Annotated in this window: 19 protein-coding genes; 13 read left to right on the top strand and 6 right to left on the bottom strand. The window is 71.0% G+C overall.

What is annotated here, in order from left to right:
• Nucleotides 1-60: 60 nt before the first annotated feature.
• The gene (gene glpX, locus M1D46_RS12830) at nucleotides 61-1,065 is read left to right on the top strand and encodes a class II fructose-bisphosphatase (protein ID WP_271173758.1); all 1,005 of its coding nucleotides are present in this window, start codon (nucleotides 61-63) and stop codon (nucleotides 1,063-1,065) included.
• Nucleotides 1,066-1,185: 120 nt separating this feature from the next.
• Nucleotides 1,186-1,407, top strand: a complete 222-nt coding sequence (locus M1D46_RS12825; protein WP_271173757.1) for a UDP-N-acetylmuramyl pentapeptide phosphotransferase — start codon at nucleotides 1,186-1,188, stop codon at nucleotides 1,405-1,407.
• Nucleotides 1,408-1,437: 30 nt separating this feature from the next.
• On the opposite strand, the gene M1D46_RS12820 is transcribed toward M1D46_RS12825, so the two are convergent.
• Nucleotides 1,438-2,022: a 3'-5' exonuclease gene (locus M1D46_RS12820; protein ID WP_456285721.1), complete on the bottom strand. Its 585-nt coding sequence runs from the start codon at nucleotides 2,020-2,022 to the stop codon at nucleotides 1,438-1,440.
• 104 nt (nucleotides 2,023-2,126) lie between these two features.
• On the opposite strand from M1D46_RS12820, the gene M1D46_RS12815 reads away from it, so the two are divergent.
• The 3 genes from M1D46_RS12815 to M1D46_RS12805 are packed head-to-tail and all read left to right on the top strand — an operon-like array spanning nucleotide 2,127 to nucleotide 5,484.
• Nucleotides 2,127-2,747, top strand: coding sequence for a TetR/AcrR family transcriptional regulator (locus tag M1D46_RS12815; protein ID WP_456285720.1), 621 nt, complete (start codon nucleotides 2,127-2,129; stop codon nucleotides 2,745-2,747).
• The gene (locus M1D46_RS12810; protein ID WP_456285719.1) at nucleotides 2,744-3,595 is read left to right on the top strand and encodes a hypothetical protein; all 852 of its coding nucleotides are present in this window, start codon (nucleotides 2,744-2,746) and stop codon (nucleotides 3,593-3,595) included. The genes M1D46_RS12815 and M1D46_RS12810 overlap by 4 nt, the downstream gene beginning before the upstream one ends.
• Nucleotides 3,592-5,484 (top strand): YhgE/Pip family protein, encoded by a 1,893-nt coding sequence (locus M1D46_RS12805; RefSeq protein ID WP_456285718.1) that lies wholly within the window; start codon nucleotides 3,592-3,594, stop codon nucleotides 5,482-5,484. The genes M1D46_RS12810 and M1D46_RS12805 overlap by 4 nt, the downstream gene beginning before the upstream one ends.
• Here M1D46_RS12805 and M1D46_RS12800 read toward each other — a convergent pair.
• Nucleotides 5,474-6,550, bottom strand: coding sequence for an FUSC family protein (locus M1D46_RS12800; RefSeq protein ID WP_456285717.1), 1,077 nt, complete (start codon nucleotides 6,548-6,550; stop codon nucleotides 5,474-5,476). The two genes, M1D46_RS12805 and M1D46_RS12800, sit on opposite strands and share 11 nt — an antisense overlap.
• Nucleotides 6,551-6,661: 111 nt before the next feature.
• Here M1D46_RS12800 and ychF point away from each other — a divergent pair, with 111 nt between their 5' ends.
• From ychF to M1D46_RS12780, 4 genes are all read left to right on the top strand, one after another.
• Nucleotides 6,662-7,735: a redox-regulated ATPase YchF gene (gene ychF / locus M1D46_RS12795; RefSeq protein WP_282979560.1), complete on the top strand. Its 1,074-nt coding sequence runs from the start codon at nucleotides 6,662-6,664 to the stop codon at nucleotides 7,733-7,735.
• Nucleotides 7,736-7,859: 124 nt separating this feature from the next.
• Entirely contained in the window at nucleotides 7,860-8,036 is a 177-nt protein-coding gene (locus M1D46_RS12790; RefSeq protein WP_456285716.1) for a hypothetical protein, read from the top strand.
• A 53-nt stretch (nucleotides 8,037-8,089) separates the two neighbouring features.
• Nucleotides 8,090-8,527: an HIT family protein gene (locus M1D46_RS12785; RefSeq protein WP_324014434.1), complete on the top strand. Its 438-nt coding sequence runs from the start codon at nucleotides 8,090-8,092 to the stop codon at nucleotides 8,525-8,527.
• Nucleotides 8,528-8,583: 56 nt separating this feature from the next.
• On the top strand, nucleotides 8,584-9,126 hold the full coding sequence (locus M1D46_RS12780) for a putative immunity protein (RefSeq protein WP_456285715.1): 543 nt from the start codon (nucleotides 8,584-8,586) through the stop codon (nucleotides 9,124-9,126).
• Nucleotides 9,127-9,775: 649 nt separating this feature from the next.
• Here the strand turns inward: M1D46_RS12780 and M1D46_RS12775 are convergent.
• Together M1D46_RS12775 and M1D46_RS12770 are read right to left on the bottom strand one after the other, a co-directional pair.
• The gene (locus M1D46_RS12775; RefSeq protein ID WP_456285714.1) at nucleotides 9,776-10,684 is read right to left on the bottom strand and encodes an alpha/beta hydrolase; all 909 of its coding nucleotides are present in this window, start codon (nucleotides 10,682-10,684) and stop codon (nucleotides 9,776-9,778) included.
• 103 nt (nucleotides 10,685-10,787) lie between these two features.
• The gene (locus M1D46_RS12770) at nucleotides 10,788-11,204 is read right to left on the bottom strand and encodes a VOC family protein (RefSeq protein ID WP_456285713.1); all 417 of its coding nucleotides are present in this window, start codon (nucleotides 11,202-11,204) and stop codon (nucleotides 10,788-10,790) included.
• Between the two features lie 106 nt (nucleotides 11,205-11,310).
• On the opposite strand from M1D46_RS12770, the gene M1D46_RS12765 reads away from it, so the two are divergent.
• Nucleotides 11,311-12,282: a helix-turn-helix transcriptional regulator gene (locus M1D46_RS12765; protein ID WP_456285712.1), complete on the top strand. Its 972-nt coding sequence runs from the start codon at nucleotides 11,311-11,313 to the stop codon at nucleotides 12,280-12,282.
• 95 nt (nucleotides 12,283-12,377) lie between these two features.
• Here the strand turns inward: M1D46_RS12765 and M1D46_RS12760 are convergent, their stop codons facing one another.
• Nucleotides 12,378-12,812: a MarR family winged helix-turn-helix transcriptional regulator gene (locus M1D46_RS12760; protein WP_456285711.1), complete on the bottom strand. Its 435-nt coding sequence runs from the start codon at nucleotides 12,810-12,812 to the stop codon at nucleotides 12,378-12,380.
• A gap of 65 nt (nucleotides 12,813-12,877) precedes the next feature.
• Between M1D46_RS12760 and M1D46_RS12755 the strand changes: the two genes are divergently transcribed.
• Nucleotides 12,878-13,471: an NAD(P)H oxidoreductase gene (locus M1D46_RS12755; RefSeq protein WP_456287171.1), complete on the top strand. Its 594-nt coding sequence runs from the start codon at nucleotides 12,878-12,880 to the stop codon at nucleotides 13,469-13,471.
• 57 nt (nucleotides 13,472-13,528) lie between these two features.
• Here M1D46_RS12755 and M1D46_RS12750 read toward each other — a convergent pair whose 3' ends face one another.
• Entirely contained in the window at nucleotides 13,529-14,032 is a 504-nt protein-coding gene (locus M1D46_RS12750) for a carboxymuconolactone decarboxylase family protein (RefSeq protein ID WP_456285710.1), read from the bottom strand.
• An 88-nt stretch (nucleotides 14,033-14,120) separates the two neighbouring features.
• Between M1D46_RS12750 and M1D46_RS12745 the strand changes: the two genes are divergently transcribed.
• A complete protein-coding gene (locus M1D46_RS12745; RefSeq protein WP_324014443.1) occupies nucleotides 14,121-14,990 on the top strand; it encodes a sigma-70 family RNA polymerase sigma factor in 870 nt (289 codons plus the stop codon).
• A 62-nt stretch (nucleotides 14,991-15,052) separates the two neighbouring features.
• Complete coding sequence (locus M1D46_RS12740; RefSeq protein WP_456285709.1) at nucleotides 15,053-15,562, top strand: pyridoxamine 5'-phosphate oxidase family protein; 510 nt, start codon at nucleotides 15,053-15,055, stop codon at nucleotides 15,560-15,562.
• The last annotated feature ends 2 nt before the right edge of the window (nucleotides 15,563-15,564 follow it).

Here is a 15,564-nt window from a genome sequence, read left to right as displayed (position 1 = left end):
TCGATCTGGAGCGCGCGAAGAACACCGATCTGCGCCATCCGCTGCCGCTACTCTCTCAGCATGACTGCCGACACGCACGAGATCACGAGCGCCGACGACCTCATCCCGCTCCACCCCGACCGCAACATCGCGCTCGAGCTCGTGCGCGCGACGGAGGCCGCGGCGATCCGCTCGGTCCCGTTCATCGGCCGCGGCGCGAAGGAGGCCGCCGACGGCGCGGCGGTCGACGCGATGCGCGCGTTCCTCGCGACCGTCGACTTCGACGGCGTCATCGTGATCGGCGAGGGCGAGAAGGACAACGCGCCCATGCTCTTCAACGGCGAGCACGTGGGCACGGGGCGCGGTCGCTCGTACGACATCGCGGTCGACCCGATCGACGGCACCTCGCTGACGGCGGCCGGGCGCAACAACGCGCTCTCCGTGATCGCGCTCTCCGACCGCGGCACGATGCTCGACGCGTCGAGCGTCTTCTACATGGACAAGCTCGTCACGGGCCCCGCGGGCGTCGGTGTGGTGGACATCCGCCTGCCGATCGCCGAGAACATCCGCCTCCTCGCGAAGGCCCTCGACAAGCCCGTCGAGGAGATGGTCGTGTCGGTGCTCAACCGTCCGCGCCATGAGCAGCTCATCGAGGACATCCGCGCGACGGGCGCGGGAACGCGCCTCATGAGCGACGGCGACGTCGCAGGCGGCATCAACGCGGCCCGCCACGATGCGCGGACCGACATGTGCGTCGGGATCGGCGGCAGCCCGGAGGGCATCGTCACGGCGTGCGCGATCAAGGCCCTCGGCGGGCACATCCAGGGTCGCCTCTGGCCGCGCGACGACGACGAGGCGCAGAAGGGCATCGACGCGGGCCTGAAGATGGACCACGTCTACGAGGCGGATGACCTCGTCGCCGGGAGCAACACGATCTTCGTCGCGACGGGTGTGACCGACGGCGCGCTCGTCGAGGGCGTGCGCCGCAAGGACGGCTACGTCTACACCGAGAGCGTCGTGCTCCGCGGGCACTCGGGCACGCTCCGCCGCATCTCGTCGGACCACCTCGAGTCGAAGTGGTTCTGATCCTCTGAGCGCGGCCCGCCGCGTTCGTGATGTGTCTGTGACCGCCTCTCAGCCGACTTCGGCGACAATGGAGGTGGCGCAGGAGGACTCAGCGCGTCACGGGAGGGGTGGACCGAGATCATGGCAGTGCACGAGACCGTTCAGCAGACCGTGCGGGAACCCGACGTCCGGACGGGCGCGCAGGCAGTCGTCGCCGCCGCGAAGGACCCGGCGCGTCGCCCCGATGTCCTCTTCCGCGTTCGCCGCGCGCCGGACCAGGAGGCGAGCCCCTGGTGGCACATCGGCGCGTTCGTGGTCACCTCGGCGGCGGTCGTCGCCCTGCTGAGCTTCCTGCCCGGCTGACTCCGGCCAATCGCCCGGCGGGTGGGTGGCTCAGCCCACCGGCTCGGCGACGAGCAGGGTCGCGATGGCGATGCCCGCCGACTGCGCGAGCGCCTCGATATCGTCCACGCCGAATCGGCGCGCCGCGTCGATGACGATGTGCGCGGATGCCAGGGCGTCGGCGCCCGCGTCGTGGTGCGCGAAGCCGGAGAAGCCGGCCGCGGCCGCCGCGCTCGGCAGCTTGTAGGACGGGAGATCGTACGTCTTCCGCGCGAGCTGGAGGCTGCACAGCGAGCGCCAGGGCGGGCAGACGACGCCCGTGGCCGCCGACGCGCGACCGAGCACGCCCATGTCGAAGGCCGCGCTGTGCGCGACGAGGATGTCGTCGCCCGCGAATTCGCGCAGATCGTCGAACTGCTCGGCCCATTCGGGCGCCCCGGCCACGTCGTCGGCGTGGATGCCGTGGATCGTCGAGTTGAAGGCGAAGAACTCGTCGAAGCCCGCAGGCGGCCGGATCAGCCACGAGGCGCGAGCGGCGATCTCCCCGCCCCTCACTCGAGCGAGACCGACCTGGCATGCGGACTCCGGGCGGGAGTTCGCGGTCTCGAAGTCGATCGCGGTGAAGTCGAGGGGCATCCGTCCAGTCTCTCCGACCGTTCCTGGGAGCGTGGACCGCGGCGCGCCTGTGAGTACTCCGAAATAACTTGCACACTGATGTGCAGATTACTACCGTGGAGGTCATGGACGAGACCGCACTGCCCCGTGGCCGTCGCCGCGACGCGCTCGAGAACAGGGAAGCCCTGCTCGAGGCCGCCGCGCGCCTGCTCCGACGCGATCCCGAGGCATCGATCGACGCCGTCGCCGCCGAGGCGGGTCTGAGTCGCCGCGCCCTGTACGGCCACTTCCCCTCGCGGGACGCGCTCCTCGGCGAGCTCGTCGAGCGGGGCACCGCGCGCATCGCCTCGGCACTCGCCGACGTCGGCGACCCCGACCCGGCCGCGCACGTCGCCCGGATCGGGATGGCGCTGTGGCAGGAGGTCTCGGACGTCAAGCTCGTCGCGCGCGTGATCGTGCGCGGACCGCTCGAGCGAGCGGCCGCGCGCGGGCTCGAGCCCATCCGCGCGTCCCTCCGCGACGCGGTTGCGCGCGGTGCGACGTCGGGCACCTTCCGCTCCGACGCGGAGCCGGCGATCGTGGCACGGCTCATCGAGGACTCCGCGCTCGCGGTGCTCGACGAGGTCGTGCGGCGCGGGCTCGGTGACGCCGAGGCGCGGCACCTCGTCGTGGTCACCGCACTCGGCGTCGCCGGGCTGTCCTGGCGCGACGCCGCGGCTGTCGCGATGGCGGTGGGCGCGGCATGAGGATCTCGGCGCGGGGCATCTCCAAGGGCAGCGTGCTGCCGGAGACGACGGTCCACGCCCGCTCGGGCGAGGTCGCCGTCGTCCCCGTCGAGGGCGGACAGCGGCCGAGCGTGCTGTCGCTCATCCTCGGCGGCCGGATGTCGCCCGACTCGGGCGAGGTCGCTCTCGACGGCGCGGCCGACGCGCGAGCGCTGCGGCGCGCGGTCGCGATCGTCGACGCGCCCGACGTGAGCGCCCCCGTCGACGATCTCGCCCTGCACACCGTGCTCCGCGAGGAGCTCGCCTTCTCGGGGGTGCGCGGCACGCGTCGCGCAGCGCGCCGGATGCTCGCCGACGAGGGGCTCGTCGCCTACCGCGACACCGCCATGGGCGAGCTCCCCGCCGAGGTGAGGGTGCGCGTCCTCACCGAGACGGCGGCGCGTCGCCGCGGAGTCGAGGCGCTCGTGATCGTCTCGCCCGACCGCCACGGCGGCGACCCACGCGGATGGTACGAGGTCGCGCGGTCGTGGGCAGACCGCGGGCTCCTCGTGATCGTGCTCGCCGGCGGCGCATCGGTCGAGGCCGTCGGGGCGCTCATGGCGCTCGAGCGCGACGCGCACGCCCAGGTCCACGACGTCGTCCGCGAGCCGGTTGCGGCCGAGACCGCGCCGCTGCCGGTCGCGCCGCCCGTCACCGTCCTGCGTTCCGAGACCGACGTCCCCGTCGAGGGCGAGCGGGAGACTCCGCCTCCGTCCGCGCCATCCGACACCGCGCCATCCGACATCGCGGACGCGGGGCCATCCGCCGCCGCATCCGTCTGCCCCGACCCGATCGCGTCGCGACCCGACGCGGAGGAGACCGAACGATGACCTTCCTCACCCTCGTGCGCACCGAGCTCAAGCGCCTCACGGCCACGCCGATGGCGAAGCTCGCGCTCGCGGCGCTCATGCTCGTGCCCGTGCTCTACGCCGGCCTCTATCTCTGGGGCAACGACGACCCGTACGGGAACCTCGATCAGGTGCCGGTCGCGCTCGTCGTCGCAGACGAAGGGGCGACGCAGGACGGCGAGACGGTCAACTACGGCGATCAGGTGCGCGACCAGCTCGTCGAGGACGCCGAGATGGACTGGCACGTCACGACGTCGCAGGAGGCCGCAGACGGGATCCGCTCGGGGGAGTACGACTTCATCGTGACGTTCGGGCCGGACTTCTCGCGAGCGCTCACCTCGGCGGCGGGGGATGACCCCGAGCAGGCCGTCGTGGAGGTCACGACGAACGACTCCAACAGCTACCTCGCGGGCACGATCGCGGATCAGGTCGGCGAGAAGGTGCGCTCGAGCCTCACGCAGGAGGTCGGCCGCGAGGCCGCGCAGAAGCTGCTCGACGGGCTCGCGACCGTGCGATCGGGCCTCGTCGACGCCGCAGACGGCGCGCGGGAGCTCGCGGACGGGACGGGCGAGGCGCGGACGGGATCGGCGACGCTCGCGGATGGCGCCGGCACGGCGGCCGACGGCGCCTCGCGGCTCGCGGACGGCCTGACGACGCTGCGCGACTCGACCGCGGCGCTGCCCGACCAGACGCGCCAGCTCAACGACGGCGCGCACCAGGTCGCAGCGGGCAACGCGCAGCTCTCCGCGACGGTTCAGCCGGTCGCGCAGCGCATCGGCGACGCGGTGGCGAACCTCCCGACGGAGGAGGACATCCGGGGCCGCCTGCAGGAGGCCGGTCTCGACGAGACGCAGATCCAGACGGTGCTCGGAATCGTCTCGCCCGTGCGGACGGATCTCGAGAGCGCGAACGCGCAGGTGCAGGATGCCGCCGGCAGCATCCAGGCGCTCGCCGACGGCAGCGCGCAGGTCGCCGAGGGCACGCAGAAGCTCGCGGACGGGATGCCCGCGCTGGTCGACGGGATCTCGAGCGCCCAGACCGGCGCGTCGGACCTGTCGACCGGAGTGTGGCAGCTCGCCGACGGCGCGTCGTCGCTCGCGGACGGCCTCGTCAAGATCGACGACGGCGCCGTGCAGCTGCGTGACGGACTCGCCGACGCTGTCACGCAGATCCCCGACCAATCAGAGGACGAGCGGAAGACAGCCGCCGCGATGATCGCCGACCCGGTGCACGTGTCGTCGAATGCGATCACGGAGGCGTCGTCGTACGGTGCGGGAATGGCGCCCTTCTTCATCAGCCTCGCGGCATGGATCGGGATCTACGCGCTGTTCCTCATCGTCAAGCCCTACTCGAAGCGCGCGGTCACGGCGCTGCGGCGACCCCTGCCCATCACGCTCGCGGCATGGACGACGCCTGCGGCGCTCGGCATCCTGCAGATGGCCGTCGTGTTCTGCGTCGTCGCGTTCGCCCTCGGGTACGCCGTGGCGCAGCCCTGGCCGATGCTCGGGTTCATGGCCCTCACCTCCGCGACCTTCGCGGCGATCATCCTCACGCTGAACGTGCTGCTGGGGAGCGTCGGGCAGTTCCTCGGGCTCGTGCTCATGGTGCTCCAGCTCGTCACGGCGGGCGGGACGTTCCCGTATCAGACGCTGCCGACGCCGCTTCGGACGCTGCACGAGGCGCTGCCGATGAGCCATGCGGTCGACGGCATCCGACAGCTCATGTACGGAGGGGACTACGCGCGCGCCTGGGCGGACGCGGGATTCCTCGGGCTGTGGCTCGTCGGCGCTCTGCTCGCGGCCTTCGTCGTGACCTTCCGGATGACGCGACGCCGCACGCTGCGCGACCTCCGGCCATCCCTCATCGGGTGATCGGCCGGGCGCTCTCGAGGATGCGCTGGAGGCAGAACCCTACCGTCGCGGCCTCGGGGCTCGGAGCCCCGGCGTCGCGCACGGTCGAGAGGTAGCCGGCGACCGCGTCCTCGGCGGCGGACACGAGATCGTCGGCGTCCTCGGACTCGAGGGGCGCCGCGACGAGGTCGGCGCACGCGCGGATCGCCGTGACGAGCGGCTCATGCGCCGTGCGGTCGACCGTGGGCTCGCCGTCGTCCTCGCCACCCGAGCGGAAGAGCGCGTCGCTGAGGTCGCGGATCGAGAACACCGTGTGCTCGAGAGCCCTGCGGCGCCGGTCGTTGACGGCGCGCTCCTCACGGTGGCCGCGCGAGCGCGGGTTGCCCCGGGCGCTCTCGTCGGCATCGAGCACGTCGGCCGCGACCGCGGAGGCGGTGCGACGGAGCCCGCTCACGATCGTGTCGATCTCCTCGCGGGGCCCGGTGCCGCGCTCGAGGAGGTCCGCGAGATCGCGAAGCGACCCTGCCGCGGCATCCCTCAGCTGCGAGAGGCGCCGGCTGGCATACCCGAGGTGCAGCGGCGGCACCATCGCGAGGTTGACCGCGACGCCGACGACGACGCCGAACGCGAGCGTGACGATGTACGAGATCGAGAACTGGTCGGCGTCGGCCCCGCCGAGGAGCAGGACGAACATCCCGGCCATCGCGACCCAGTCGCCGCCCGCCCCGAGGAAGCGCGTGGCCCCGGCGAGGACGCCGACGCCGACCACGCCGCCGAGGGCGACCACGGCCGGACCGCCCGCGTGCACGAGAGCGAGCCCCGCGGCGCCGAGCGCGATGCCGATGCCGACACCCGCGAGCGTCTGCAGGCCCGTGCGCACCGAGCGCATCAGGGTGGGATACATGCTCACCAGTGCGCCCAGGGGAGCGTAGTAGGAGTACTCGTTCTCGGCGAAGGGCACCCAGGGGGCGAGGTACCACGCGAGACCGCACGCCGCCGCCGTCTTGGCGGCGAGGAGGCCGCGCCCCGGCCCCTCGAGCTCCTGGCTGCGGCGCTTGAGCGCCTCCCACCGCGAGCGCCACGTCATGATCGAGACGGTACCGGTCGCCGTGCGCTCGCGGAACGGGTGGACAGCGCCCGGGGTCGTCGTCTATCCGCGGGGCGGCCTCGCAGGCGCCGCGCCGTAGGATGGATGCCCGTGGCTCTCACTATCGGAATCGTCGGCCTGCCCAACGTCGGCAAGTCCACCCTCTTCAACGCCCTGACCAAGAACACGGTGCTCGCGGCGAACTACCCGTTCGCGACGATCGAGCCGAACGTCGGCGTCGTGGAGCTGCCGGACGCGCGCCTGGATCGTCTCGCCGAGATCTTCGGCTCGCAGCGGATCCTCCCGGCGCCGGTGTCGTTCGTCGACATCGCCGGCATCGTGCGCGGGGCGAGCGAGGGCGAGGGCCTCGGCAACCAGTTCCTCGCGAACATCCGCGAGGCCGACGCGATCGCGCAGGTCGTGCGCGGGTTCGCCGACACGGATGTCGTGCATGTCGACGGCAAGGTCGATCCGGCGAGCGACATGGAGACGATCAACACCGAGCTCATCCTCGCCGACCTCCAGACCCTCGAGAAGGCGCTGCCGCGTCTCGAGAAGGAGGTCAAGGGGAAGAAGACCGACCCGGCCGTGCACGCCGCCGCCCTCGAGGCGAAGGCCGTGCTCGACACGGGCAAGACGCTGTTCCAGGCCGGCTTCGACGTCGCGCCGATCAAGGAGCTCGGCCTGCTGACGGCCAAGCCGACGCTGTTCGTGTTCAACGTCGACGAGGGCGTCCTCACCGACGCCGAGCGGATGGCGGAGCTCGCGGCGCTCGTCGCGCCCGCCAAGGCCGTGTTCCTCGACGCGAAGGTCGAGTCGGAGCTCATCGACCTCGAGCCGGCCGAGGCGCTCGAGCTGCTCCAGTCGCTCGGCCAGGAGGAGTCGGGGCTCGACCAGCTCGCGCGCGTCGGCTTCGAGACGCTCGGGCTGCAGACCTACCTCACCGCGGGGCCCAAGGAGGCGCGCGCGTGGACCATCCGCAAGGGGTGGACGGCGCCGCAGGCCGCCGGGGTCATCCACACCGACTTCGAGCGCGGCTTCATCAAGGCCGAGATCGTCTCGTTCGCCGACCTCGACGAGGCCGGGTCGATGAACGAGGCCAAGGCGAAGGGCCGCGTGCGGATCGAGGGCAAGGACTACGTCATGCAGGACGGCGACGTGGTGGAGTTCCGCTTCAACGTGTAGGCGCTCATGAAGCGGTGCGTGCTGTCCCGGTCAAAGGCGATCAGGTCGCACGGCATCAGGACCGACGACCAGTGGCGGATCTGCCTCACGTGGACCGACGCCAGTCTCGAGGGGGTCGAGATCGTTGACTATCACTGACAAGCTCTATCCGCCGATCCACCCGGGGGAGGTCGTCGACTTCATCAGAGGTTTCGGTATCGCACAGAACAAACTGAACCTGCAGCCGCAGTACGACTTCGACCTCGCCGAGGGTCGCGCGGCCGAGCAGATCGCCGCGATCACCCCGCTGCAGGTAGCGTGACCGCCTGGCATGAGGACCGAGTCCGGTCGGCGCTTGCAGGGATGAATCCCACGGTGCTCGCTGAGCTCGATGCGGCATTCGCCGTCGTCGGAGACGTCCAATGGCTCCCGGGGTACTCACTCGCGCTGACCAAGGTGCCGGGCGTGGATCGCCTGAGCGATCTGCCGCGCGCCGACCGGATCCGCTACCTCGCGGACGTCGACCTGGTCGCCACGGCAGTCGAGAACGTCTGCCGTCGTCGCGACGAGGCGTTTCGGCGCGTCAACGTCGAGATCCTTGGGAATCATGATGCGTTCCTTCACGCGCACGTCTGGCCGCGGTACGAATGGGAGCCGCCCGACCTCGTCGCGAAACCTGTGTGGCTGTACTCGCCTGATCACTGGACGGATCCGCAATTCTCTCTGAACGGCGAGCATGACGACCTGCGGGCGGAACTGACGGCAGAGATTATCCGGCTACGGAATGTGGTGGAGTTCCGCTTCAACGTGTAGACGCGGCGTCCTGAGCACTGGCCAGCCTGAGCTTCCGCGTCGGATATCCTCGCCGCGTGGTGTCGAATCAGACATTGAGCGACTCGGACCGGCGCGTGCTGGCGCGGTGGGCGCTGTCCTGCGCTGAGCGGGTGCTGCCGCTGTTCGATGCCGACGACGTGGCGCGACATGAGATCCTCGATGCCGTCGCCCGCACCCGCGCCTACAGCGCCGGGGACAGCAGTGCTGGGCAGGAGATCCGAAAGCGCCTCGTCGCTCTGAAAGCGGCACGGGCAGCGACCACTTCCGCCGGAGTGGCGGCCGCTCGCGCCGTCGGCCAGGCGGCGGCTGTCGCCCACATGGCCGCTCACGCGCTGGGCGCGGCGGCGTACGCCGCGAAGGCGGTCTCGCTTGCGCACCCCGAGCAGCCGGCGCTGGTGCAGGAGGAAGTGCGCTGGCAAGTGGCGGACCTCAGCGAGCGCGAGCGTGAGGCGCTGCGTCTGCTTCCGCCCCTCGGCGCCGATCCGTCAGGTCCGCTCGCACCTGGCCTTCTGTCCCGCGGCGTGCTCGGATCGACGATTCGCCAGATCCAAGGGCAGCTCGGCGAGACCGTGAGGTGAGTTCCCGTACGACGCGTCTCGGCGACCGAGACCTCGGACCTGGACATTCTCGTGGTGCTGCCCGGCGAATGGAAGACGACGGCGTTCGTCCAGACCACCACGGACAACGGGCGACTGGTGGAGGCCTTCGTCTACGGCCCGGACGCGCTGCAGGTCTGGTTGGACAAAGGGCGCGATGATGCTCGTCCCGTTCTGGATCGGCTCATCGGCGCAGGGGTGTCGCTGATCGAAGGCGACATCGCGGACGAACTGGTCTCCGCGTCGCGCGCGACGCTCGCCGCTGGGCCAGCACCCATCGGCAGGGATCAGCTTCGAGCGCGCCGGTACAGCCTCTCGGCGCTCGTCGATGATCTGGAGGACGCGGCAGACTCGGGAACCCTCCGTGTGGTCATGGCGACAGCGTGGCGGGAGGCGGCTGAGCTGGCCCTGCGCTCGATGCCCGCCTGGGTCGGGACCGGGAAGTGGCTCCTGCGCGAGCTGCGCGGGAACCAGGATCCGTTCGGTCTTGCCGCCTGGGTCGACAGCGGGGCGGATGATCACGCCGCGCTTGCAGGCATGTGCCGCGCAGTGCTCGACTCCGTGGGGGATACCTGCAGGACGGCTTCATCAGGGGCGAGAAGCCGAGCAGCCTGTAGCGCAGCCGCAGCGATCAGCGAGACGTCGGCTCGGCGCGCTCCAGCAGACCGTGCATCCTCATCCAGCTCACGAACGAGCCGAACCAGTCCGTGCTGGTCGTCTCCTTCGGATACATGCCGAACCCGTGGCCGCCTCGCTCATAGAAGTGGAGTTCGACGGGCCGCCCCGCAGCGCGCCAGCTCTCGACGAGGGGAAACCCCCTCGGGTCCATCAGGCCATCGTCCGCGGCAAGCGCGATGAACAGCGGCGGCGCGTCATCAGGGACGTCGAAGGCCGTGAGCGGGCCGTAGACATCGCCGATGAACGCCGGCTTCGCATCCCCGCCGACAAGGGCCGTTGCGACCGTGAGCATCGCACCCGCGGAGAAGCCGACCATGCCGACGCGCGCGGGATCGATCATCCACTCGTCCGCGCGGCTTCGCACGAGCGCGAATGCGGCGCGAGCGTCGGCGATCTGCGCATCGAGCCCGCGGAGCGCCGTGGCCGGGTCATGCCGGTCCGACAGGCGCGGTGCGGCCAGCATCGCCCTGATCGCCGCGTCGAAGTCGTCCAGATCCTCTGGAGTCGGCTTGAGACGGTACTTCAGCACGAAGGCGGCGACGCCACGGTTCGCGAGCGCGCGAGCGACGTCCCACCCCTCGTTCTCCATGGACAGCGACATGAATCCACCGCCCGGAGCCACGATCACGGCGGTGCCCGTCGCCGTGGCCGCGTCGGGCAGGAACGGTGTGAGCGTGGCGGTGCTGACATTGCGAGCGAACATGCTTCCGTACTGGCTGTGCCACGCCTCGGGTGCTGAAGCCTCCGGCAGCTGTCCCGTCCCGAGTTCGATGGCGTCGGGCTGCTCGGGGATGGGGATCGGCGTCATCCCGTGCTGCGCGGACGCGGCAGGTGCGTCGCCGGTGGCCGAGGTGGTGGTCATGAGCTCTCCGATCGGACGAGGCGCCGCAGGAACGCGGCTTCCGCGCTCGGCGCCGAGCATAGCGCCCGTGGTGGCGTTCCGCGCCGAGGGAGGAGGCGCGCCTTCAGCGCTCGGCGCCGACGTCCTTCGCGAAGCGCCGCCGGCCCGCTTCGCTGATCGGCGTGAAGAGGTTGATGAGGTTGCCGTCCGGGTCGCGGACGAGCAGCGATCGGTTGCCCCAGGGCATGTCCGTCGGCGCGTTGACGAACACCTCGACGACGTCCTGAACGGCCCGGTAGGTCGCGTCCACGTCGTCGACGAGGAAGTCCAGCACGACGCTGCGGTTCGCGTGGGCCTCGGCGGCACCGTCTCCGAGCAGGTGCACGGTCGCGGAGCTCGCGATGGCCAGCGTGCCGGATGGCGTCCGAAACTCGGCGAACATCGGGTGGAGCCGCTCGGCGGCTGCTCCGGTGAGTGCTTCGTAGAACGCGACGAGAGCGTCGACGTCGTCGGTGATGATGCGGGTGGCTGCCAGCTCCATGGCCTTCTCCTTCTGTCATGTCCGTGGCCGACGCACTCGGCCACGGACATGACGCTACGAGCGATACCGGGCGCAAAATGTCCTGTATGCGGAGGACAATGGATGGATGGCCGACACGACCGCTCGCGCCCTGCGCCTGCTCGACCTCCTGCAGTCCGCGCACCAGCGCACGGTCGGCGAGCTGGCCGATCGGCTCTGCGTCGATGAGCGGACCATCCGCAGGGACATGGCGCGGCTGGTCGATCTCGGGCTGCCCGTGGAGACGCTGCGGGGGCGCTACGGCGGCTATCGACTGGCGCCGGGCGAGCGGGTCCTCCCGCTCATGTTCAGCGCCGAGGAGGCGGTGGCTGTCTATCTCGGGCTCGTCCGCGCCCAGGCGGCGTCGGGTGAGCCCGAGATCGCCGCGCAGACGGCCCTCACCAAAATCCGGCGAGCGCTCCCGGCCGCGGAGGCGGAGCGGGTCGACGCCCTTCTCGGTGCCACGATGCGCACCCCTCAGGGCGGTGCCGCTGCTCCCGACCCTGCCATCACGCTGACCCTCGCGGAGGCCGTCGCGTCTCGGCAGGCGCTCGATCTCCGGTACGTCAACCGTCACGGCGCGCTCTCCCGACGAGTGGTCCATCCGCATGGCCTGGTGGCGCACGGGGATCGGTGGTATCTCATCGCCTTCGATGCGGATCGGGAGGAGGAGCGGACCTTCCGCGTCGACAGGGTTCGGTCAGCTCGATCTCTGCGCGAGACCTTCGCTCCGCCGCGTCGGCCGGATGCCGAGGGCCTGCTCGATCGGTTCGCCGGCGCGGACTACCGGTGGGAGGTGGTGCTGCGCATCCGGGCGACCGAGGATCGCATCCGACCTCACCTGCCGCGGAGCGTGGCCCGGCTCGAGCGGCTGGACGACGGAGAGGGTGCGTCCGAGGACGGCCTGCCCTGGTATCGGGCGGTGATCCATGCCGAGAGCCTCGACTGGCTGCCGCCCGTGATCGCGGCCCTCGACTGCGAGGTGACGATCGACGGCCCGGACGAGATGCGCGACCGCGTCCGGGCTGCAGCGGCGAGGATGTCGCGGGCCGCGGGCTGAGCTCTGTCGGGCTGCGAGTCGGGGAGGGGCGGATGGCTCCTGCCGGTGCGACGGGACGAATCCTCGGCCCACGCCGCCGTCTCGGCGCCCGAGCGTCAGGCCGGGGCTCGTCCGAGTGCCTTGTGCAGGAGCTGGGCCAGCTGGCTCTGCTCGTCAGCGCTGAGTCGGGAGGCGGCTGTCCTCGCGAACGCGAAGCTCTGCTCGAAGGCGGCGTTGAGGCTGTCGCCGGACGGCGTGCGGATGAGCAGTCGAGACCTGCGGTCGTCGGGATTCGCGTGGCGCTCCACCAGTCCTCGCGCCTCGAGTCGGCCGACGATCTGCGTGATGTTCGATGCGTCGCATTCGAGTTCGTCGGCGAGTTCGCGCATCCCGCGCGGCCTCGAGATGCGTCCGAGCACGCAGGCCTGGGCGACGCTCATCTCGTGCTGCGCGGCCGCGATTTCATAGGCCCTGTCGTAGGCGTCGACGAAGTCGAACATCGCGCGCTCGGCGTCCGTCGATGCCGACACGGGTCCTGACGGAGCTGCCATGCGCCGAGCATAACACTTGATCCAATCAAGCAAATGTGCCACTGTGATGCTTGAGCCGATCAAGTATGCGGTGCCACCGCCGAAGGGAGTCGAGATCGATGCACGCGCTCGTCGTCGTCGCACATCCACGCCGTGATTCGCTGACCGCCGCCACGGCGGCGCGCGTTCGGGACGCGCTCTGCGCCGAGGGCAGCACGGTGGACGTCCTGGACCTGTATGCGGAGGGCTTCGATCCGTCGCTGCGCACCGCGGACGAGCCTGACTGGGCCGACCACACGAAGGAGTACTCGGCGGAGGTCCGGGCGCACATGGCTCGCATCGCCGCCGCGGACCTCGTTGTCGTCGTCTTCCCCGTGTGGTGGTTCGGTCTGCCTGCGATCGCCAAGGGCTGGGTCGATCGGGTGTGGAACCGGGGGTTCGCCTACGAGCCGTCGACTCTCCACGGCACGCGCATGCTCTGGATCGGCCTGGCCGGCGCCTCGTCGGCGTACTACGCGCGCCACGGATTCGACACGGCGCTCGACGTCCAGCTGCGGGTCGGCATCTCCGAGTTCTGCGGGATCCGTGACGCCCGTGTCCACCTCATCTACGACACCCTCGAGGAGCCCGACGCGGCGCGCGTGGATGAGATCGTCTCGTCCGCCGCGCTCGCCGCGTAGGGGGATGCGCCGCAGGTCAGGGCCGCGCCGCCGTTCCCGCGGCGCGGCCCGGCGTGCTCAGCGCCGCCCTGCGGGCTGACGGATGGCTGCGTTGATCCTGTTCCAGACGTTGATCGCGCCGATCTCGAACAGGAGCGCCGAGATCTGGCGAGCGTCGAACAGCTCGGTCATGCGCGACCAGAGCTCGTCCGAGATCGGGTCGTGGTGATCGGCGAGGCGGGTGATCGCCTCCGTGAACTCGAGCGCGACCCGCTCTCGCTCAGTGAAGTACGGCGCATCGCGCCAGGCGGCGACCGAGTGGATCCGCTCGGGCGATGCGCCGTCCTCGCTCATCTCGCGTGCGTGGTCGACCGCGCACCAGCTGCAGCCGTTGATCTGGCTCGCGCGCAGGCAGAGCAGATGCAGGAGGGGCTCGGGCAGTCCTGCCGAGCGGGCGACGCGGTTCAGCCCGGTGAGGGCATCGAGCCCGCCCTCCAGGAGGAAGGCAGGATGGGGCATGCGCGCCTTGTGCGCCACGACGGTGTCGGCGTCGGCGGGGGTGAGCAGAGCGGTGTCGGTCATGGTGGTCTCCTCGTATCGCATCTGTGCTGTCACACCGCCGCGTTTCGGGCGGTCAGTAGAGTGACCCGCCGAACAGAGGGAATGTGACATGACCGATCAGAACGACCTCGCCATCCGCTTCGAGGAGCACCGACCGCGGCTCGCACGGCTCGCCCAGCGCATGCTCGGATCCGCCTCAGACGCCGACGACGCGGTCCAGGAGACGTGGCTTCGCGTGTCCCGCGCAGGCGACGATGACGTCGACAACTTCGGCGGGTGGCTCACGACCGTGACATCGCGCGTGTGTCTGAATGCGCTGCGCGCTCGCGCGACCCGGAACGAGATCGCGTACGAACAGGGTCTGCCCGATCCCGTCGTGGACACGGACACTCCGGAGGGCGCTCCGGATGTCGCGGCGCAGCTGTCAGACGCCGTCGGCGCCGCTCTCATGCTCGTCCTCGATCGGCTCAGCCCCGCGGAGCGCGTCGCCTTCGTGCTGCACGACTCCTTCGACGTCCCCTTCGAGCAGATCGCGGAGCTTCTCGAGCGGTCTCCCGCGGCGGTGCGCCAGCTCGCGTCCCGTGCACGGCGTCGTGTGCAGGCGGCGGGAGGAGGTGGCGACGCGGACCCGCGGCGGCAGCGGACCGTGCTCGATGCGTTCTTCGCGGCGGCCCGCTCGGGCGACCTGCCGCGTCTCATCGCCGTGCTCGATCCCGACGTCGTCCTGCGCGCGGACACGGCGACCTCGCCCCTCCGAGTGGTGCGCGGCGCCGAGGCGGTCGCGGGCAATGCGATGATGTTCGCGAACCCCGACGCGCGGCTCGTGCCCGTGCTCGTCGACGGACGGCCGGGCGTCGTCATCGAGGTGGGGGAGCGTGCGGTGTCGGTGATGGCCTTCTCGGTGCTCGGCGAGCGCATCGTCGCCATCGACGCCTACGCGGGGCCCGCTCGTCTCGCGCGAATCGAGCTGCCCCGGTGAGCGCGCGGTCCACTTCGCGCGTCCGGCGAGCCCGGCGCGCTCTCCTCGAGCGGATCGGCGCGGTGGTGCGCCGCCGGGGCATCCGCGCGCACCGCGCATCCGTCGACGTCTGGCTCGACGTCGCCCGCGCGACGATGCGCGCTCGCTACTGCCTGTGCATCACCGACGCACCGGGTGGGCCGCGGGCCCGCGCTGTGCAGCCCTTCCGGCCCGATGACGACCTCGTCGTGCACTCCGGGACGTCGCCGCACAGTCGGAAGGCTGCCGAGATCCGCCGGAGCGGAAGGGTCGTCCTCTCGTACCTCCGTGAACGCGACGGTGCCTGTGTCACCGTCCGATGCGCGGCGGAGATGCTCGAGGACGCGGCCGCCCGCCGCCGCTGGTTCATGCCGTTCTGGCGAGCCTTCTGGCCGGCAGGACCGGACGACCCCGCGTTCGTCGTGGTCCGGTGCGTCCCCTTCGAGATCGAGCTCTGGGACGCGCGGCGACGCGTCACACCACCGCCGTTCGGCCTCGCGCAGGCCCGCCTCGTGCGCGATCCCGGCGGGGAGTGGCGCATCGCGGCGGCGTGAGC

The sequence above is a fragment of the Microbacterium sp. JZ70 genome (assembly GCF_053903225.1).
Note: the sequence above shows the minus strand (reverse complement) of the source record. Positions and strands in the feature narration are given on the sequence as shown.